Annotated in this window: 17 protein-coding genes; 1 reads left to right on the top strand and 16 read right to left on the bottom strand. The window is 73.7% G+C overall.

The window, feature by feature from the left end; all coding sequences use genetic code 11:
• Window positions 1-16 precede the first annotated feature (16 nt).
• The 15 genes from secA to M8316_RS06145 form a co-directional block, all read right to left on the bottom strand.
• Complete coding sequence (gene secA, locus M8316_RS06075; RefSeq protein ID WP_250052937.1) at window positions 17-2,803, bottom strand: preprotein translocase subunit SecA; 2,787 nt, start codon at window positions 2,801-2,803, stop codon at window positions 17-19.
• A 209-nt stretch (window positions 2,804-3,012) separates the two neighbouring features.
• A complete protein-coding gene (locus M8316_RS06080) occupies window positions 3,013-4,272 on the bottom strand; it encodes a winged helix-turn-helix domain-containing protein (RefSeq protein ID WP_250052939.1) in 1,260 nt (419 codons plus the stop codon).
• 233 nt (window positions 4,273-4,505) lie between these two features.
• Window positions 4,506-5,189 carry a response regulator gene (locus tag M8316_RS06085; protein ID WP_250052941.1) on the bottom strand — a complete coding sequence of 228 codons (684 nt, stop codon included), beginning with the start codon at window positions 5,187-5,189 and terminating at the stop codon, window positions 4,506-4,508.
• Window positions 5,190-5,407: 218 nt separating this feature from the next.
• On the bottom strand, window positions 5,408-6,046 hold the full coding sequence (gene hpf / locus M8316_RS06090) for a ribosome hibernation-promoting factor, HPF/YfiA family (protein ID WP_250052943.1): 639 nt from the start codon (window positions 6,044-6,046) through the stop codon (window positions 5,408-5,410).
• A gap of 479 nt (window positions 6,047-6,525) precedes the next feature.
• Window positions 6,526-7,329, bottom strand: a complete 804-nt coding sequence (locus tag M8316_RS06095; RefSeq protein ID WP_250052945.1) for a ComF family protein — start codon at window positions 7,327-7,329, stop codon at window positions 6,526-6,528.
• Window positions 7,330-7,480: 151 nt separating this feature from the next.
• Window positions 7,481-9,220, bottom strand: coding sequence for an LpqB family beta-propeller domain-containing protein (locus M8316_RS06100; RefSeq protein ID WP_250052947.1), 1,740 nt, complete (start codon window positions 9,218-9,220; stop codon window positions 7,481-7,483).
• Entirely contained in the window at window positions 9,217-11,016 is a 1,800-nt protein-coding gene (mtrB, locus tag M8316_RS06105) for an MtrAB system histidine kinase MtrB (protein ID WP_250052948.1), read from the bottom strand. The genes M8316_RS06100 and mtrB overlap by 4 nt, the downstream gene beginning before the upstream one ends.
• A 4-nt stretch (window positions 11,017-11,020) precedes the next feature.
• Window positions 11,021-11,737, bottom strand: a complete 717-nt coding sequence (gene mtrA / locus M8316_RS06110; RefSeq protein WP_250052949.1) for an MtrAB system response regulator MtrA — start codon at window positions 11,735-11,737, stop codon at window positions 11,021-11,023.
• 132 nt (window positions 11,738-11,869) lie between these two features.
• A complete protein-coding gene (ahcY, locus tag M8316_RS06115; protein WP_250052950.1) occupies window positions 11,870-13,330 on the bottom strand; it encodes an adenosylhomocysteinase in 1,461 nt (486 codons plus the stop codon).
• A gap of 238 nt (window positions 13,331-13,568) precedes the next feature.
• The gene (locus tag M8316_RS06120; RefSeq protein ID WP_250052951.1) at window positions 13,569-14,567 is read right to left on the bottom strand and encodes a DUF808 domain-containing protein; all 999 of its coding nucleotides are present in this window, start codon (window positions 14,565-14,567) and stop codon (window positions 13,569-13,571) included.
• 10 nt (window positions 14,568-14,577) lie between these two features.
• Entirely contained in the window at window positions 14,578-15,714 is a 1,137-nt protein-coding gene (locus tag M8316_RS06125; protein WP_250052952.1) for an acyltransferase family protein, read from the bottom strand.
• A gap of 137 nt (window positions 15,715-15,851) precedes the next feature.
• On the bottom strand, window positions 15,852-16,883 hold the full coding sequence (locus M8316_RS06130) for an SIS domain-containing protein (protein WP_250052953.1): 1,032 nt from the start codon (window positions 16,881-16,883) through the stop codon (window positions 15,852-15,854).
• Window positions 16,880-17,077 (bottom strand): Trm112 family protein, encoded by a 198-nt coding sequence (locus M8316_RS06135; protein WP_250052954.1) that lies wholly within the window; start codon window positions 17,075-17,077, stop codon window positions 16,880-16,882. The genes M8316_RS06130 and M8316_RS06135 overlap by 4 nt, the downstream gene beginning before the upstream one ends.
• On the bottom strand, window positions 17,074-18,477 hold the full coding sequence (locus tag M8316_RS06140; RefSeq protein WP_250052956.1) for a phosphomannomutase/phosphoglucomutase: 1,404 nt from the start codon (window positions 18,475-18,477) through the stop codon (window positions 17,074-17,076). Before M8316_RS06140 ends, M8316_RS06135 begins: the two co-directional genes overlap by 4 nt.
• Window positions 18,478-18,487: 10 nt before the next feature.
• Window positions 18,488-18,847, bottom strand: coding sequence for a DUF3499 domain-containing protein (locus tag M8316_RS06145; protein WP_250052957.1), 360 nt, complete (start codon window positions 18,845-18,847; stop codon window positions 18,488-18,490).
• A gap of 153 nt (window positions 18,848-19,000) precedes the next feature.
• Here M8316_RS06145 and M8316_RS06150 point away from each other — a divergent pair, with 153 nt between their 5' ends.
• Entirely contained in the window at window positions 19,001-19,528 is a 528-nt protein-coding gene (locus M8316_RS06150; RefSeq protein WP_250052958.1) for a metallopeptidase family protein, read from the top strand.
• 28 nt (window positions 19,529-19,556) lie between these two features.
• Here M8316_RS06150 and M8316_RS06155 read toward each other — a convergent pair.
• A partial coding sequence (locus M8316_RS06155; protein WP_250052959.1) for a hypothetical protein occupies window positions 19,557-20,029 on the bottom strand: 473 nt, incomplete at its 5' end.

The following is a 20,029-nucleotide window of genomic DNA, read 5'->3' on the forward strand; positions in this document are numbered from 1 at the left end:
GCTCGACGCGGCGTGCTCAGCCGCCCGCGCGGGTGGTGAGGCCGGTGGGGCCGCCCGGGGCGCCGTGGCACTGCTTGAACTTCTTGCCCGACCCGCAGGGGCAGGCCTGGTTGCGACCGGTGCCGGCGTAGGGGTCCTCGGCCTGCTCGTTGCGCACGACCTCGGCCTCGCCGGACTCGTCCGGCGCGGAGTAGGTGAGGTTCGTGGGCTCCTGCGGCTTGGCCAGACCCTTGACCGAGAGGCTGGGCGTGACCGGGGACTGGAGGCCCGGAGCGACGCTCAGGACGTCGGCGGCCGACTTCTCCTCCGGCTCCACCTCGACCTCGAGGTGGAAGAGCAGGCCGATGGCCTCCTCCTTGATGCCGTCCATCATGGCGTTGAACATGTCGAAGCCCTCGCGCTGGTACTCGACCAGCGGGTCGCGCTGGGAGTAGGCCCGCAGGTAGATGCCCTCGCGCAGGTAGTCCATCTCGTAGAGGTGGTCGCGCCACTTGCGGTCGAGCACCGAGAGCAGCACCTGGCGCTCCAGCTCGCGCATGACGTCCTCGCCGACCTCGGCCTCGCGGTCGTCGTAGGCGGTGTGGGCGTCCTTCTTCAGCGCCTCGATGACCTCGTCCTGGTCGAGGTTCGCCTGCCCGCCGACCTCCTCGGCCATGGCGTCGAGGTCGACCTCGACCGGGTAGACGGCGGTGAGGTCGCGGGTCAGCTGGTCGAGGTCCCACTCCTCGGCGAACTCGCCACCGTGGCCTCGGACGTAGCCGGTGACGACGTCGTCGATGAACGTCCGCACCTGCTCGCGCAGGTCGGCACCCTCGAGCACCTCGCGCCGCTCGCCGTAGATCACCTTGCGCTGGCGGTCCATGACGTCGTCGTACTTGAGGACGTTCTTGCGGGACTCGAAGTTCTGGGACTCGACCTGGCCCTGCGCGTTCGCGATGGCGCTGGTGACGCGCTTGTTCTCGATCGGGACGTCGTCCGGGATCTTCATGACCTGGAGGACCCGGTCGACCCAGTCGGACTTGAACAGGCGCATCAGCTCGTCCTGCAGCGACAGGTAGAACCGGGACTCGCCCGGGTCGCCCTGGCGGCCGGAACGACCACGCAGCTGGTTGTCGATGCGGCGCGACTCGTGGCGCTCGGTGCCGATGACGTAGAGGCCGCCGAGCTCCTTGACCTCGTCGTGCTCGGCCGCGACCTGCTTCTTGATCTTCTCGACCGTCTCGGGCCAGGCGGCCTGGTAGGCCTCGGCGGTCTCGCCCAGCGGCTCGAGGCCGCGCTTGCGCAGGTCGTCGTCCGCCAGGAAGTCGACGGAGCCACCGAGCATGATGTCGGTGCCGCGACCGGCCATGTTGGTGGCCACGGTGACGGCGCCGCGGTGACCGGCGAGGGCCACGATCTTGGCCTCGTCCGCGTGCATCTTGGCGTTGAGGACGTTGTGCTTGACGCCCTTGCGCTTGAGCAGGTCGCCCAGCAGCACGGACTTCTCCACGCTCACGGTGCCGACGAGGACGGGCTGGCCCTTCTCGTGGCGCTCGGCGATGTCCTCGGCGACGGCCTCGTACTTCGCCTCCTCGGTGCGGTAGACGAGGTCGGCCTGGTCGATGCGCGCCATCGGCCGGTTCGTCGGGATCGGGACGACGCCGAGGCTGTAGATCTTGTCGAACTCGGAGGCCTCGGTCATGGCCGTGCCGGTCATGCCGGAGAGCTTGTCGTAGAGGCGGAAGAAGTTCTGCAGGGTCACGTTGGCGAGGGTCTGGTACTCCTCGCGGACGGTGACGCCCTCCTTCGCCTCGATCGCCTGGTGCAGGCCCTCGTTGTAGCGGCGGCCGGCCAGGATGCGGCCGGTGTGCTCGTCGACGATGAGCACCTCGCCGTTGAGGACGACGTACTCCTTGTCGTTGCGGAAGAGCTCCTTGGCCTTGATCGCGTTGTTGAGGAACGAGATCAGCGGGGTGTTCTCGGCCTCGTAGAGGTTCTCGATGCCCAGGTGGTCCTCGACCTTGGTGATGCCGGGGCCGAGCACCGAGATGGTGCGCTTCTTCTCGTCGACCTCGTAGTCCTCGTCCTTGACCAGGCGCTTGACGATCTTCGCGAACTCCCCGTACCACTTCACCTCGTCCTGGGTGGGGCCGGAGATGATCAGCGGCGTGCGGGCCTCGTCGATGAGGATCGAGTCGACCTCGTCGACGACGGCGAAGAAGTGCTCGCGCTGCACGCAGTCCTCCAGGGAGGAGGCCATGTTGTCGCGCAGGTAGTCGAAGCCGAGCTCGTTGTTGGTGGCGTAGGTGATGTCGCAGGCGTAGGCCTCGCGGCGCTCGGCCGGGGTCATCTCGGGCAGGATCACGCCGACGGTCAGGCCGAGGAAGGTGTGCACGCGGCCCATCTGCTCGGACTGGTACTTGGCCAGGTAGTCGTTGACCGTGACGACGTGCACGCCCTTGCCGGCGAGCGCGTTGAGGTAGGCCGGCAGCGTGGCGACGAGGGTCTTGCCCTCACCGGTCTTCATCTCGGCGATGTTGCCCAGGTGCAGCGCGGCGCCGCCCATGAGCTGGACGTCGAACGGGCGCATGCCGAGCACCCGCTTGGACGCCTCGCGGACGGTGGCGAAGGCCTCCGGCATCAGGTCGTCGAGGGTCTCCCCCTCGTCCAGGCGCTTGCGGAGCTCCGCCGTCATCCCCTGGAGCTCCTCGTCGCTCATGGCGACGAAGTCGTCCTCGATGGCGTTGACGCCCTTGGCCACGGCCTCGAGACGGCGCAGGATCTTGCCCTCGCCCATCCGCAGCAGCTTGTCCAGAATCGGCACGGCGGTGGTTGCTCCCTGATCGGTGGTGTCGCCCCGGGCGGGTGCCGGGTGGTCGCGCGCCGGACCCCGCCACCCGTGTGGGGGCGCAGGACGGCGTCGTCCACTCTACCCAGGAGGGTGGTCCTCACCCACCCGAGCCCGCAGGTTCGCCCGCGTCGGGCGCACGGTCGCGCCTGACGCTCAGCGAACCTTCAGGATGGTGGCCGCCGTCAACGGCCTGCGAGCGACGCGGTGAGCGCGGGCGCGAGGTCGCCGCGGGGCTCCACCAGGACGTCGTCGAGGTCCAGCCAGGACGCCATCCGGCGCAGCTCGGCCGCGAGCGCGTCGGGGGTCTCCCCCGGCGCCCCGTCCTCCGCCCACGCGGAGCGGACGAGGAGCAGCCCGCCGCCACCGGCGCGTCGGTCGGCCTTGAGGTCGACGCGGGCCACCAGCTCCTCGCCGAGCAGGAACGGCAGCACGTAGTAGCCGTGCACGCGCTTGTCGGGCGGGGTGTAGATCTCGATCCGGTAGTGGAAGTCGAAGAGCCGCAGGGCCCGGTCGCGCTCCCACACCACCGGGTCGAAGGGGCTGAGCAGCGTGGCGGCCGGCACCCGCCGGGGCAGCCGAGACCCGGCTGCGCGGTAGGCCTGCCGCGTCCACCCCTCGACCGCGACCGGCTCCAGCTCGCCCTCGGCGACCAGGGAGTCGACGACGTCGGCCACCGGCGGCATCGCGCTGGGGGTCTCGACGCCGCCGCGGGCGCTGCGCATCCGGTAGTAGTCGGCGAGGTCGCCGACGCTCGCCACGCCGTGGCTGCGGGCGGCGCGGAGCACGAGGGTGCGGGCGGCCTCCGCGGGCGAGGGCACCGGCAGGGCCAGGACGTCGGCGGGCAGCACGCGCTCGGGCAGGTCGTAGAGCACCTCGAACTGGCTGGTGCGCCCCGCGATCGCCAGCTCGCCACCCATGTAGAGGTAGTCGAGGGCCTTGCGTGCCTCGGACCAGTTCCAGCCCCAGTGGTCGCGGTTGCGGGCGCCGCCGCCGAGCATCGGCTCGAGCCGTCGGGCGGTGACGGGACGCCCCGCCGCCGCCACCTCGGCGCGGACCCGGGCGATCAGGTCGTCCTCGAGGTCCTTCCACCACTTGCCGCGGCCCGCGCGGTACTGGGCCATGCGGTGCGCCATGACGGGCCACAGCTCGACGGGCATGAGCGCCTGGACGTGGGCCCAGTACTCGACGAGCCGTCGCGGGCGTCGGCCTGCGGCCCGCGGCAGCAGGTCGCGGTCGTAGGGGCCCATGCGCGAGTACAGCGGCAGGTAGTGGGCCCGCTCGAGGACGTTGACGGAGTCGACCTGCAGCACGCCGGTGCGCTCGACGGTGCGGGTGAGCGTCCGCATCGTCGGCGTCGCGTGCGGGGGGTCGCAGAACCCCTGGGCCGCCAGCGCCACCCGGCGCGCCTGGCTCAGGGACAGGGTCTGGGTCGTCGGCGGCACAGCCGGATCATCGACCACGGCGCCGACAGACGCGAGCCGACGGCCCCTGCCTTCACAGCACGTGCCGTCACGAACCCCGCTCGAGGGCGCCCCTGGTCTGCAGCGACCGACTCCCATCACTGAGACGGGTCACGCACCACGTCTCGACGCGTCGGCCACGCCCTCGTGCCTCGCGCGTGCGACGGCTCGACGGACCTGCCGGTCGCCTGAGGCGACCTCGTCCCTCGGTCGCCTCAGGGCAGGTCCAACAACTTCTCGCGGACCGCGTACATCACGGCCTCCATGCGCGAGTGCAGCTGGAGCTTCTCCAGGATGTTGCGGACGTGGTTCTTGACCGTGTTCTCGGAGATGAACAGGTCCTTGGCGATCTCGCGGTTGTTCTTGCCGGTGGCGACCAGCCGGAGCACCTCGAGCTCGCGCTCGGTGAGCCGCAGGCCGGGCACGTGCTCGCGCTCGGGCTTGCTCATCTGCTTGAACTCGTCGATGAGCTTGACGGCCATGGAGGGGCTGATGAGCGACTGGCCGTCGGCGACCACGCGGACGGCCTGGGCGACCTCGTCGATGGAGGAGTCCTTGAGCAGGTAGCCGGAGGCCCCGCTCTTGACCGCCTCGTAGAGGTCGGCCTCCTCGTCGGAGACGGTGAGCATGACGATCCGGGCCGTGGGGACGGCCTCCTTGATCGACTGGCAGGCCTCGATGCCGGTGCGCTTGGGCATCCGCACGTCGAGGAGCACCACGTCGGGGGCGGTGCTGATGGCGAGCGTGGTGCCCTCGATGCCGTCGCCGGCCTCGCCCACGACGTCGATGCCCTCCTCGACGCCGAGCAGCATCACGAGGCCGCGGCGGAAGAGCTCCTGGTCGTCGACGACGAGCACCCGGACGGGCTCGCGGTCGGACGGGTCGGGGAGAGGGGGCACGGCGGCATCATGGCACGAACGGGCCCCCTGACGTGGCCCTCTCCCCCGCGTGTGGACCAGCTGGACCAGCCCGCAGGTGTCAGTCGTGGGGGCCCGGACGGGTCGTCCGGACGGCCGACGGGGGCCGGTCCGGTGCGGACCGACCCCCGTCGTGTGCCCCGTGGTGGGACCCGTCGTGGGCCCCGGCGTGGGACCCCGTGGGTCAGGGGCTCAGCGGGTCACTCGTCGCCGAGGTCGAGGGAGATGACGCCGTAGTCGTAGCCCTTGCGCCGGTACACGACGCTCGGGCGCTCGGACTCCTTGTCCACGAAGAGGAAGAAGTCGTGGCCGACCAGCTCCATCTCGTACAGCGCCTGGTCGAGCGTCATGGCGGCGGCCGGGTGGCTCTTCTCGCGGACCACCAGCGGACCGTCCCCCATCACCTCGATGGAGCCGACCTTGCGGGTGGTGGAGTCGTCGTCGGTCTCGATCGTGCCGTCGAGGATGCCCTCGGGCAGGCCGGTGGGCAGGCCCGCGGTGGCCTGGCCCACGGAGACGGGGGCGCGGCGGCCGCGGTGGACGCGGCGGCGGTCGGCGGCTCGGCGCATCTGGGCAGCCATCTTGTCCAGGGCGAGGTCCAGGGCACCCATCTTGTCGTCGGCGGCGGCCTCGGCACGGATGACGGGGCCCTTGGAGAAGGCGGTGAGCTCGACGTGGACGCCGCGCTCGGACTGGCGGGGGTTTTGCTCGCACTCCACCTCGACGTGCACGCGCATGATGCGGTGGTCGTGCTTCTCGAGCTTGGCGAGCTTCTCCTCGACGTGGCCGCGGAACGAGTCCTTGATCTCGCAGTGGCGACCGGTGACGACGATTTCCATGGTGAACCTCCTCAGCGCGCACCGCGGGGTTGGTGCGCCGTTGGCTTCCTCAGGTGTCCCGCGGCACCTCCTGGGCGCCGACGGCGCCCGGTGCCGCGGACCCGCCGTCCGGGCACGAGGCATCCGGCCCCGTCCCGGTCGTGCGGGGGCTCAGGGGAGTCCACCCGGCCGACCTGGTCTTCGTCCCCACAGTCGCCTGCTGAGGCTCTCGCAGCTTCTCTGCCACTACTGACCTTCTCCCGGGAGAGGGCGCATCTGACGCCCGGACCGGGGCAGGACTTACGTCTAAGCCGCACCGTGATCCCGTCTCTCGACGGTTACGTGGGCCGTTTCGCCTGCGACTGGCATCGGCTTGCTGCCGGGGCAACCGGACTCGCCGGAGCGCCTCGGCGGCGCAACCACGGACCCGGGTGGACTCCATGACAAGACGATAGGTCCCGGCCCTCCCGCAGGGAAGGGACGAGGGGCCCGACGTTCGTTCACCGAGACGAACCGGGTCGCGCACCGGACGTCGGGGAGGCCGCCGTCCGGGCCGTGGCGGCCGCCGTGGCGCAGCCCAGGACCGGCAGCCCGACGCCGTGCAGGACGCGCGCCGCGGCCGCCAGGGTGCTACCGGTGGTGACGACGTCGTCGCAGACCACGACCCCGCTCACCGCCGGACGCCGGCGGGCCTGGCGCGCCAGCAGGTGCGCCGGGGCGGCCAGCCCGCGGTCGAGGTTCTGCGCCCGGGCGGCCGCGTCGAGCCCGCCCTGGTCGCGCAGGCCGGGCCGCGTCCGCAGGAGCCGCGCCACCGCGACCCGCCGGCCGCGGCGCCGCAGCACGCCGGCCGTCGCGCGGGCCAGGTCGGCCGTCGCGTCCCGGCCGCGGGCGCGCACCGCCGAGGGTCGCGAGGGCACCGGGACCAGCAGGAGCGGCGGAGCGGGCCGGTCGTCGGAAGCCGAACCCTCCAGCACCGCCTCGACCGCCGGCTCCAGCACCGCCTCGACCGCCGCGGCCAGGAGGCCGGCCAGCGGTGCCCGCGGGCCGGGCAGGCCGCGCTCCTTGTGGCCGACGACGAGCGCCGGCACCGCGCCCGCGTAGGCCGCGGCCGCCCGCAGCCGCGGCACGGGGTGGGTGGTGGGCGCCGGCCGGCAGCCGGGCAGCAGCGGGCCGTCGTCCGCCAGGAGGTCGGCCGCGCAGGCGGAGCACCAGGTGCGCCCGCGGCGGGCGCAGCCCACGCAGGAGCCACCGAGCAGCAGGTCGGCCAGGACGTCGCCGAACCAGCCGGCCTCGCTCGTGCTCATGCCCCCAGCCTGGGCGCCCGCGCGCGCCGGTGGGCGGTGCTGCCGAGCGGTTGGGGATCGCCCTGCTGCGGGGCGGCCCTGTGGACGGGGAGTGGACGGGGAGTGGACGGGAACCGGACGGGGCTGGACGGCTGGCCGGGGAGCGGCCCGCTCAGCCCGCGTACGTGAGGGCCGTGGCGCCGTCGGTGCTGGTCCGCGGGGAGCGGACGGGCACCGAGAGGTCGGCGAGACCGCCGCGGGTGACCGCGAAGACCGACGTCCCCTCGATCGAGGAGCCCAGCAGGTGGCGCGACCCGGTCACGGCCGAGGTGAGCGTGGCCGAGGTGACCGGCGAGCCGTCGACGCCCAGCGGCGTGACCGACGCGGAGCCGGCCCCGAGGCTGCCCAGCACGGCCAGGGTGGTGGAGGAGGTCCACACGACGTCGACCAGGGTGGCGGGCAGGTCCCCCGGGTCGCCGCGCAGCACCTGGGTGGCCACGGCGGCCACGGGCCGGCCACGGGGCGTGCTCCGCACCCGGACCTGGACGACCCGGTCGCCGCCGTCGCGGGCGACGATCGCCACGAGGCGGGTGCCGTCGCGCGAGACCAGGAAGCTCGTCACGTCCTCGCCGGTGATGCCGGGCGCGTCCAGCGTGCCGGTGGCGCCGGAGCGCGCCCAGCGCACGACGGCGCCGTTGCTGGTCTGGTCGACCACCCACAGCCGGCCGAGCCGGTCCCACCCGGGCTCCTCGAGGTCCTCGCCGGTGAGCAGGGTGCGGGACCCACCGGCCTGGCGCAGCGGAGAGACGAGCAGCTGGCCGCCGACCACGCCGGCGACCGTGATCCCGTCCAGCGAGACCGCGATGTCCTCCACGCCCGACTCGATCGAGCCCCACGGCCCCTCGACGGGCTCCAGGGCTCCGGGCGAGCCCGCCACGACGAGGCCGTCGCGCAGGCCGTAGAGCGTGCTCCCGGCGCGCTCGTAGCCCGGGTCGTCGGCGCGCGGGGAGCGGACCGGGATCGTCTCGGCGCCCCCGGTGGTGCGCACCGGCTGACCGCCGATGGTGAGGGTGAACGCCGTGATGTCGGAGCCCTGGCCGAGGGTCCAGGAGAGCTGGGAGAGCATCCGCTGCACGTCGTCGGCGTCCATGGTGACGGGGTCGCCGACCAGGGAGATGGCCGCGACGCCGTCGGTCACCGGCACGGAGAGATCGACGCGGAGGTCGGCGGGCAGCAGGGTGCGGGCGACGCCGCGCAGGGCCTCGCCGGGGCCGGCGAGCAGCCCGGAGACCAGCGCGGTGGCGAGCTTCTCGTCGGTGCCGACGTAGACGGGCTCGGCCACGAGCGTGGAGCCGGTGGAGTCGAGGAAGTACAGCGAGACCTGCTGGTAGCGCTGGGCGAACCACGTCTCGGGCACCACGAGCGCGTCGGGCGGGTCGACGATCCGGTACTGCCCGTCGACCTGGCGCATCTCGAGGTCGAGCACGGCGTCGGCGCCCTCCAGCCGGCCCTGCCAGGCACCGCGCGCGTCCAGCTCCTCGGCCCCGGTGAGGGTCACGCGCTGGTGGTAGGTGCCGCCGGCGGGCGGGGAGGCGTCGGAGTAGACGACGGTCCGCTCGGGGTTCCAGGTGGAGCGGACGGCCGGGTCGAGGAAGAGCTTGGCCGTGGCCAGCTCGCTGGGGAACGCCTGCATTGCGTCCAGGAAGCCCTGGACCACCTCCGAGGGGCTCTGCCCCTCCTCGGGCCCCCGCGCGTCGATCGCCGCGACGGTGCCGGGATCGGTGGTGCCGTCGGTGCCGAGGTCGGCGTCGACGACCGGCCCGGAGACGGGCAGGGTCATGCAGCCGCTCAGCACCAGGGAGGCGAGGGCGAGGAGGACGCCCAGCAGCAGCCGGGCCCGGGAGGTGGTCATGGGCGCTCCACCGCGTCGTCGGGCACCAGCGGCAGCGGGCTGCGACGCAGCGGCTCGCCCGTCTGCCGGGGCAGGGTGAGTCGGAACTGGGCGCCCTGGCCGGGGCGCCCCCACGCCTGGAGCCAGCCGCCGTGCAGCCGGGCGTCCTCCAGGGAGATCGCCAGGCCGAGCCCCGTGCCGCCGGAGGTGCGGGCGCGGGCGGGGTCGGCCCGCCAGAACCGGTCGAAGACGCGGGCGGACTCCCCCGGCGCCAGCCCCACCCCGTGGTCGCGGACGGCCACCGCGGAGGCGTGCTCGTCGGCGGCGGCGTGGACGAGGACCTCCACCGGGCCGCCGGGGCGCCGCGGGCCCGCGTGGTCGATGGCGTTGGAGACCAGGTTGCGCACGACCCGCTCGACGCGGCGCACGTCGGCCTCGGCCACGACGGGTCCGTCGGCGACGACGCGCACCGTCACGCCCCGGGCCTGCGCCAGCGGTCGCGTGGCGTCCACGACCCGGCGGCAGACCCCGACCAGGTCGACGTCGTCCAGGTCGAGGGCCGCGGCGCCGGCGTCGAAGCGGCTGATCTCGAGGAGGTCTGCCAGCAGGGACTCGAAGCGGTCGAGCTCGGTCTGGAGCAGCTCCGCGGCGCGGGCCGTGGCCGGGTCGAACCGCTCGCGGGCGTCGTGCAGCACGTCGCCCGCCATCCGCACGGTCGTCAGCGGGGTGCGCAGCTCGTGGGAGACGTCGGAGACGAAGCGGCGCTGGACGCGGCTGAGCTCCTCGAGCTGGCGGATCTGCCGCTGCAGGCTGGTGGCCATCTGGTTGAACGAGCCCGCCAGGCGCGCCAGGTCGTCCTCGCCGGTCACCTCCAGCCGCTCCTGGAGGCGGCCCGCGGCCAGCCGCTCCGCGACCTGCCGGGCCATCCGCACCGGGGTGACGACCTGCCGGGTCACCAGCCAGGTGACGCCCGCGACGAGCACCACCAGCAGGGCCGAGGCGGTGAGCAGCGCGCGGGCGACCAGGTCGAGGGTCTCCTCGTCCTCGGAGGTCGGGAAGAGCAGGTAGAGGGTGTAGGTGCGGCCGTCGGCCGGCAGCGTCAGCTGGCTGCCCACGACGATGCCCGGCTCGACCAGCACGTCACCGGCCGCGTCGGCGGTGCGGATGCTGGTGTAGGTCCAGGCCGGGTCGGCCGGGCCGGCGAAGTGCGCCACCAGCCCCGAGGGCACCGACGAGCGGTCCAGCCCGAGGGTGTAGGTCGCGCCGCCGGGCACGCCGTCGGCGACGTCGTCCCCGGGGGCGGCGAGGACGACGGAGAAGTCCCGCGCGAGCCCGCGCTGGATGATCGGCTCCACCAGCTCGCGCTGCTGCTGGGCCGCGTCGATGTCCGTCACCGAGGCCGAGTCGAGCCGGTTGCGGGCGTCGTCGGCCTCGTCCGCCGCCTCGGCGACCACCGCCGAGATGCGGTTCTCCAGCAGGCCGTCCCGGGTCTGCTGGAGCAGGAACCAGCCGACCACGCCGACGACGACGAGGGTCAGCAGCACGGTGCTCAGCACCACGCGGGCGGAGATCGAGCGGCGCCAGGAGGTCAGGGCGCGACGCAGCCGGTGCGGCGGACCGGCAGCCAGGCCGGTCGCCGGGACGCGCAGGCTGGGGTGCCCGGTCCAGCGGTGCCCCGGCGGCGAGGGCGCGGCCCCGTCGACGGGCTCGGACACGGGGTCGTCCACGGGCGCGGACGAGGCACTGCCCACGGGGTCGTCCACGGGGTCGTCCACGGGGTCCTCCCCCGGGTCCACCGGGGCGCTGGGGCGCGGCACGGGCCTAGACGTTGCCGGCCTTGTACCCGACCCCGCGCACGGTCACGATGATCTCGGGGTTCTCGGGGTCGTGCTCGACCTTGGAGCGCAGGCGCTGGACGTGCACGTTGACCAGGCGGGTGTCGGCCGAGTGGCGGTAGCCCCAGACCTGCTCGAGCAGCACCTCGCGGCTGAAGACCTGCCAGGGCTTGCGGGCCAGGCAGACCAGGAGGTCGAACTCCAGCGGCGTCAGCGCGAGCTGCTCGCCGGCCCGGGTCACCCGGTGGCCGGCGACGTCGATGACCAGGTCGCCGACCTGGAGGTTCTCGGCCTGGGTGGTGGCGTCGAAGCGGCGCACGCGGGCGCGGATGCGGGCGACCAGCTCCTTGGGCTTGAAGGGCTTGACCACGTAGTCGTCGGCGCCGGACTCCAGGCCGACCACCACGTCGACGGTGTCGCCCTTGGCGGTCAGCATGACGATCGGGACGCCGGACTCGGACCGGATCTCCTTGCACACGTCGATGCCGTCCTTGCCGGGCAGCATCAGGTCCAGCAGGACGACGTCGGGCCGGTACTCGCGGAACTGGTCGAGCGCCTCGTCCCCGCGCGTGCACATCTGGCTGTCGAAGCCCTCCTGGCGCAGCACGATGGTCAGCATCTCGGCCAGCGAGGCGTCGTCGTCCACGACGAGGACCCGGCCCTTGGTGGCCAGGTCAGACGAGCTGGTGACTGCCTCGGTCATGTTCTCCCTCGCTCCATCCCGCGGCGCAGGCCATGTCCTACTCACGGGTACGGTCCTCCAGACTACCGGCACGTGCCACGGCCCCGCCCGGATGCACCGGGACGGGGCCGTGAGACGTGCCTCGCGCGCCGGTCAGTAGCGGTACGTGTCCGGCTTGTAGGGGCCCTCCACCGGGACGCCCAGGTACGAGGCCTGGCCGTCGGAGAGGGTCGTGAGGTGCACGCCCAGCGACGCGAGGTGCAGGCGGGCGACCTCCTCGTCGAGGTGCTTGGGCAGCGTGTACACGCCGACCGGGTACTCCTCGGTCTTGGTGAACAGCTCCACCTGGGCCAGCACCTGGTTCGTGAACGAGTTGCTCATGACGAAGCTGGGGTGACCGGTGGCGTTGCCCAGGTTCATCAGGCGGCCCTCGGAGAGCACGATGATCGAGTGCGCGGCGCGCTCGGCGTCGGCCGGGAAGGTCCACACGTCGACCTGCGGCTTGACGTTCTTGCGCTCGACGCCCGGGAAGGTCTCGAGGCCGGCCATGTCGATCTCGTTGTCGAAGTGGCCGATGTTGCCGACGATCGCCTGGTGCTTCATCCGAGCCATCTGCTCGACCGTGACGACGTCGCGGTTGCCGGTGGCGGTGATGATGATGTCGGCGGTGCCGAGCACGTCGTCCAGCGTGGAGACCTGGTAGCCGTCCATCGCGGCCTGCAGCGCGCAGATGGGGTCGATCTCGGTGACGATGACGCGGGCGCCCTGGCCGCGCAGCGACTCCGCGCAGCCCTTGCCGACGTCGCCGTAGCCGCAGACCACGGCGACCTTGCCGCCGATGAGCACGTCGGTGGCGCGGTTGATGCCGTCGACGAGGCTGTGGCGGCAGCCGTACTTGTTGTCGAACTTGGACTTGGTGACCGAGTCGTTGACGTTGATGCCCGGGAAGAGCAGCGCGCCGTCACGCATCATCTCGTAGAGACGGTGCACGCCGGTGGTGGTCTCCTCGGTGACGCCCTTGATCTCGGCGGCGACCTGGGTCCAGCGGTCCGGGGTCTGCGCCAGGGAGGCGTTGAGGACGTCGAAGATGACCTTCTGCTCGGCGCTGGCCGCGGTGGCCGGGTCCGGCGCCTCGCCCTTCTTCTCCGCCTCGACACCGAGGTGGACCAGGAGCGTGGCGTCGCCGCCGTCGTCGAGGATCATGTTGGCGTGGACGCGGTTGCCCGCCTCGTCCGTGCCCCAGTCGAGGATCTGCTGGGTGCACCACCAGTACTCCTCGAGGGTCTCGCCCTTCCACGCGAACACGGGGACGCCGGCCGGGGACTCCGGGGTGCCCTCGGGGCCGACCGCGATCGCGGCGGCGGCGTGGTCCTGGGTCGAGAAGATGTTGCAGGAGGCCCAGCGGACCTCGGCGCCCAGCGCGGTCAGCGTCTCGATGAGCACGGCCGTCTGGATCGTCATGTGCAGGGAGCCGGCGATCCGGGCGCCCGCGAGCGGCTTGGCGTCGCCGTAGCGCTCGCGCATCGCCATGAGACCGGGCATCTCGTGCTCGGCCAGGCCGATCTCGGTGCGGCCGTAGTCGGCCAGGGACAGGTCGGCGACCTTGAAGTCCATGTGGATGTGTCTCCTCGGTGGTTGGAGCCAGGCCTGCGTCGCGCATCTGCGCGTCCTCGGGATCTCCCACGCGGGACCGTTGTCCAGGGTAGGGGGACGACCGCGGAGCAGGGCAATCCCCGGGCGGCGTCCGTCTGGGTCCCGGATCGGCCGGCGCCGCGCACTTCCCAGGGGTCGGGACGGACGTCCCACCTGCTGGAACGTTCCTGCTGCTGCGCCGGGGCCGGCTCCGCCGCCGTCAGCCCCGCACCCGGTGGACGACGGAGACGACCGCGACCACGACGGCACCGACGAGGGCACCGAACACGGCCGAGAAGAACGTGTTGACGACCCAGGCCGCGGCGGCGCCGACGGCACCCAGCGCGTCGTGCACGGCCTCCTCGAGGTGGTGGACCGCCTCGTAGGGCGCGTGCCAGCCCAGCTCGTCGACGCCGACGAGCAGGATGTGCCCGCCGACCCACAGCATCGCGACGGTGCCGACGACCGCGATGACGGCCAGCAGGCGCGGCATGGCCCGCACCAGCGCGCGGCCGAAGGACTGCACGCGGGGCGAGTCCCGCTGGGCCAGGGCCAGGCCGGCATCGTCCATCTTCACGATGAGGGCGACGACGCCGTAGACCACGGCGGTGATGACCACGGCGACGATGACCATCACCAGGAGCCGCTCGAGGAAGGACGAGGCGTCCAGGGAGTTCAGCGAGATCACCATGATCTCGGCGGAGAGGATGAGGTCGGTGCGCACCGCGCCGGCCACGAGGCGGTCCTCGGTCGCGGCCGGGTCGACCGCGTCGTCCGCGGCCCCCTCCTGTGCACCGTCGTGTGCACCGCCGTGCTCACCGCCGTGCGCACCGTGGCTCGTGTCGGCGGAGTGGCCGTGGCCGCCGCCGACCTTCTCCCAGATCTTCTCCGCGCCCTCGAAGGCCAGGTAGGTGCCGCCGACCATGAGGATCGGCGTCAGCAGCCAGGGCAGCCACTGGGCGAGCACCAGCGCCACCGGCAGGATGATGAGCAGCTTGTTGCGCAGCGAGCCGATCGCGATGCGCTTGATGATCGGCACCTCGCGCTCGGCGGCCACGCCCTGCACGTACTGCGGCGTCACGGCCGTGTCGTCGATGACCACGCCCGCGGCCTTGGCGCTGGCCTTGGCCGCGGCGGCACCGACGTCGTCCACCGAGGCGGCCGCGAGGCGGGCCAGGGTGGCGACGTCGTCGAGGAGGGCGAAGAGTCCGGCGCTCACGCGCCGAAGACTAGTGGGCGCCGGGGCCGGTCAGGGACGAACCGGTCCGGTCGGGGTCGCCCCCGGTCTCAGCGGCCTTCCCGTGCTCGTCGACGAGCACGACCTGCTGCACGGTCTCGGCGGGCTCGGGGGTGCTGACCACCGCGTGCGCGGCTCCCACGCGGCGCCCGGCCCAGCCGAGCGGGTCGGCCACGTCGGCGAGCACGCGGGCGACCGGCGGCCAGGCCAGCAGCAGCGCGACGCCGAGCGCGGCCAGGGTGGTCAGGCCGAGGGCCGCGGTCGCACCGACGTCCTCCAGCGCGCCGCCCCAGCCTGCGTAGAGGGCGCCCTTCACGAAGAAGCCGTGGAACAGGTAGACGACCAGCGAGGCCGAGCCCATCGCCGTCCACCAGCCCGCGCGGCGCGGCACCAGGGCCAGGAACCCGGCGCCGCCGAGGACGCCGAGGACGAGGGCCAGGGAGCGCAGCGCGACCCCGGCGCCGGCCGTGACGTCCAGCTCGGCGTAGGTGTGGGAGTAGTAGAACCAGTCCGAGGCGGGCACCAGGTCGGTGAGCACGGTGACGGCGCCGACGGCCAGCAGCGCCGCGACGCCGAGCACGCGGGCGGCCGGGGCGTGCAGCCGCTCCCACGCGCCGGGGCGCAGGTGCAAGCCGAGGACGAAGAACGGCAGGAAGCCGAAGACGCGGGAGAGGTCGAGCACGCTGCCGGCCCACAGCCCACCGGTCAGGGAGAGCGCCACCGCGACGGTGAGCGCCACCGGGGCGGGCATCGCGGTGAACAGCGGCGTGGCCAGGCGCCAGACGAACAGGGCCACGAGGAACCACATGGGCCAGTGCGGGTCGGACCAGATCTCCTCGAGCTGCTCCCCGCCCACGAAGGTGCGGAACAGCGACATGGCGGCCTCGAACAGCACGTAGGCCACCGCCACGGTCCGCACCAGGCTCCACAGCCGCGGGCCGGTCCAGGCGAACGAGCGCGAGAGGTAGCCGGTGATCACCACGAACGCCGGCATGTGCCAGGCGTAGAGCCACACGTAGGCGCTGTCACGCAGCGCCGAGTCGGGCAGCAGCACCCACGAGTGGCCGATGACGACGAGCGTCACCAGCGCCATCTTGGCGTTGTCGAACCACGGATCTCTCGCTCCCATGGTCTCCCCGATACCCGGAGGCCTCGGGGGCCGAAACCTCCACCTGTCCCGCAGGCGCCCCGTCCCGGCTCCCGCGCGGGCCCGGCAGGGTGTGCCGGACGGGGCGGTGCCGGCGGGTGCCGGACGGGTGGGGTCGGTCAGTCCTCGACGAGCGCGAGACCCAGGTAGGTGGCGGCGTAGGTGCCGGCGAGCATCAGCTCGGCGTAGCGGGCCACCTCGGAGCCGGCCTCGGCGGTGACCGTCTCGACCCGGACCCCGCGCTCGGCGGCGGCCGCCAGGAGGCGGCTGCGCTGCTCGCGCACGATCGGCTCCTCCGAGCCGTCGTCCAGCACCACCAGGACGGGGCGGGGAGCCGGCTCCCCGCCGTCGGCGAACGGGTCCGCGAACACGTCGCGCGGGCGGGCGCGCTCGATCACCGGGAGCACCTGCTCGACGTCGCCGGCCAGCGCGGTGCGGCCGCTGGCGCGGCGCAGGCCCTCGGCGACGCGACGGGCGGCACGCGCGGCGAGCACCGAGCCGCCCCACACGACCGGGGTCTCCTCGGCCAGCGAGATCGCCAGCATCTTGGCCGGGTTGGTGGCGATGTCGCGGCTGGGCCCGGAGGCGATGGCCACCTGGTCCAGCGCGCCGGCGACGTCCTCGGGGTCGGCGGCCGGGCCGAGCTTCACGGCGTGCAGGAACGACAGCATGGTGACGGCCGTGGCCAGCTGGTCGCGCGTGGTCGAGGGCAGCACGGTGGCGTCGCGGCCGGTGGCGTGGTCGGCCACCAGGGAGCCCTCGGGGGCGGAGACGACGACCTGGCAGCCGCGGCGGCACGCCTCGGCGACGGCCGAGGCGGTGCCGTGGTCGGCGCCGTCGGGGGCCAGCACGACGACGAGGTCGAGGCTGCCGGCCCACCCGGGCAGCTGGGGCCCGGGCCACGCCACGAACGGGACGGGGCAGGCCGGCTCGAGCACGGCCCGCAGGAGGCGGCTGTCCGGGCCGGCCGCGACGACGGCGCGCGGCCGGTCGTTCTCCTTGGCGCGGCCGACGGCCCGGGCGAGGGCCTCGGCGGCCTCCCCGCACTCGCGGCGCACCCGGGCGCCGGAGCCCGCCAGCGCCCGCAGGCGGGCGTCGGCGGCGCCGAGCGCGATCTCGTCGTCCAGCCGCGACTCGTCGAACCAGCTCACGGCAGGCGGGCCTCGTCGACCAGCAGGACCGGGATGTCGTCACGCACCGGGTAGGCCCGGCCGCACTCCCCGCCGCAGACCAGCTCGGCCGCGACGTCGTCGGGGGCGCCCGCGGCACCCTCGACGACGCTCAGCGCGCCGTGGCAGGCGGGGCAGACGACGATGGCCAGCAGGCCGGGGTCCAGAGCGGTCACGCAGCACCTCCACGGATCTTGCCGAGGACCTCGTCGCGGACGCGGGCCATGGTGGCCTCGTCCCTGCCCTCGGCGTTGAGCCGCAGCAGCGGCTCGGTGTTGGACGGACGGACGTTGAACGTCCAGTCGGCGTGGGCGACCGTGAGGCCGTCGAGCCGGTCGGTCGTGACGCCGTCGAGGGAACCGTACTCGGCCTCGATCGCGTCCATGACGGCCGCCTGGTCGGCGACCTCGGAGTTGATCTCGCCCGAGCGCGGGTAGCGCGAGAACTGCGCCAGCAGCTGCGAGAGCGGCTGGTCGGTGCCGGCGAGCGCACCCAGGCCGTGCAGGGCGGCCAGCATGCCCGAGTCGGCGCGCCAGAAGTCGCGGAAGTAGAAGTGCCCGGAGTGCTCGCCGCCGAAGATGGCGCCCGTCTCGGCCATCTTGGCCTTGATGTAGGAGTGGCCCACGCGGGTGCGGACCGGCGTGCCGCCGAGCTCGGTGACGATCTCGGGGACGGCGCGGGAGCTGATCAGGTTGTAGATGATCGAGGAGCCCGGCTCCTTGGCCAGCTCGCGCGAGGCGATGAGCGCGGTGATCGCCGAGGGGTCCACGGCGTTGCCCTGCTCGTCGACGAGGAAGCAGCGGTCGGCGTCGCCGTCGAAGGCCAGACCGACGTCCGCGCCCTCCTCCAGCACCCGCTTCTTGAGGTCGGTCAGCGTGGACTCGTCCAGCGGGTTGGCCTCGTGGTTCGGGAAGGTGCCGTCCAGCTCGAAGTACATCGGCACCAGGTCGACGACCTCGGCGAGCTTGGCGAACACCGCGGGCGCGGTGTGGCCGGCCATGCCGTTGCCGGCGTCCGCGACGACCTTGAGCTTGCGGCCGCTGACGGGCGCGAGGCCGAGCAGGTGGTCGACGTAGGCCTCGAGCAGGTCCTGCTCGGTGATGGTGCCGGGCGTCTCGACCGGGGTGAAGGTGCCGTCGGCGACCTCGCCGGAGGTCACGAGGTCGCGGATGTCGGCCAGGCCGGTCTCCAGACCCACGGGCTGCGCGTGCGCGCGGCACATCTTGATGCCGTTGTACTGCGCCGGGTTGTGGCTGGCGGTGAACATCGCGCCCGGCCGGCCGAGGTGGCCGGAGGCGAAGTACAGGCCGTCGGTGGAGCACAGGCCGATGAGGACGACGTCCGCACCCGCCTCGCTGGCGCCGCGGGCGAACGCCGCGGCCATGCCGGGCGAGCTGGGGCGCATGTCGTGGCCGACGACCACGGTCTCGGCGCCGACGACGCGGACGAACGCGCGGCCGGTGGCCAGGGCCAGGGACTCGTCGAGCTGGTCGGGGACGGTGCCGCGCACGTCGTACGCCTTGAAGATCGCGTTGACGTTCTCGGCGGACAAGGTGGCGGGGACGCTCTCGGTCATGCCGGGCAGCCTAGGCGTCGGGGCCGAGCACCCGCAGGTGTCCGCGACGACCCGTGCCACCCTCGGGCCCGTCGGGCGGAGTGGTTCTCGTCACAGGGCGCGGGCGGCCCGCCTCGCGCACCGCGTCGGCCAGCGCCAGCAGGTCGTCGTTGGACGGGCCGGACTGCTGGGGCGCGGCCAGCCGCAGGACCTCCCAGCCCCGCGGCGCCGAGAGCCGCTCGCTGTGCGCCTCGCACAGGTCGTAGGCGTGCGGCTCGGCGTAGGTGGCCAGCGGACCCAGGACCGCGATCTGGTCGGCGTAGACGTAGGTGAGGGTCATGACCGCCGCCCGGCCGCAGGCGGTGCGGGAGCAGCGGCGGGTCGGACTCACGCCGTAGACCGTACCTCCGCCCCCGCAGCGGGCCCCGCAGGCGCACCGCAGGCGCACCGCAGGCGCACCGCAGCCACACCGCAGGCGCACCGGGCGCCGACCCACCGCGGGCACCGTCCCGTGCGCAGGCCCGCGCTGCGTAGGCTCGCCCCCGTGAGCAGCGCGTCGCGACCGAGCCCCGCCGAGGGGCGCACGGAGGCGACCGCGGGCGCCGGGCCGGTGCGCCGTCGCAACCGGCACGGACGCTCCGGGCGCGGCCCCGCCGTCCTGCCCGGCGACCTGCCCGCCCCGCTCCCCCTGGGTCGGGGCCCGCACCGCACCCGCTCGGAGCGGTTCGACGACCTCGTCCTCGACGTCGCCGACGCCCTGGTGGAGCGGTGGACCGGCGAGCTGGCCGACGTGGAGTGGGCGGTCGAGGACGTGCCGCGCGTCGAGGCGGACGCCGCCGAGGTCCCGCTCACCCGGCTCCTGCCCGCGCAGCCCGGGGAGGGCCCGGACGAGGCGGGCACGCCGCCGCGCGTCGTGGTGTTCCGGCGGCCGCTGGAGCTGCGGGCCCGCGACCGCGACGAGCTGGCGGCGCTGCTGCACACCGTGGTGGTGGAGCGGGTCGCCGAGCTGCTGCGGCTGCCGCCGGAGGACGTGGACCCGGCCTACGACCCGGGCGACGAGCCACGGGACTGACCCCCCACCTCACCGACCGGCAGCCCGCTCAGCCTCCCGCGCCGGCGTCCAGGCCACCGGGGCGCACGTGCGGCACCAGCGTGGTCGCCTCCAGCGTGCGCAGGCCCAGCACGGCCGTGCCGTCGGCGTCGGGGCCGCCCACGACGACGGCGCCGCGCAGCCCCCCGTCCTGCGGCTCCACCACCACCGCGGCGGCGCGCGCCGGCAGCGAGAGCCGCGCGGCGGCGCCCGGCGTGACGCGGACCTGCTCGCCGGACAGCACCGTGCCGTCCGCAGCCAGCACGCTCACGCGGGCCGTGAGCCTGCCGGCACCGTCCTCGCCGTCCTCACCCGATCCAGCGCCCGACCCAGCGCCCGACCCGCCCTCGTCGGCGGTCAGGACGAGCGTCGAGGCCGTGCCGGTCAGGGCGAGCCCGGCCGGCGCGACCGAGCCGCCGGAGGTCAGGGGGCTGACGGGGGTGATCTCCGCGAGGTCGCCGCCGACCACGGTGCGCAGCGTGG

This window comes from Nocardioides bruguierae, from assembly GCF_023554635.1.
Taxonomy (GTDB): Bacteria; Actinomycetota; Actinomycetes; order Propionibacteriales; family Nocardioidaceae; genus Nocardioides; species Nocardioides bruguierae.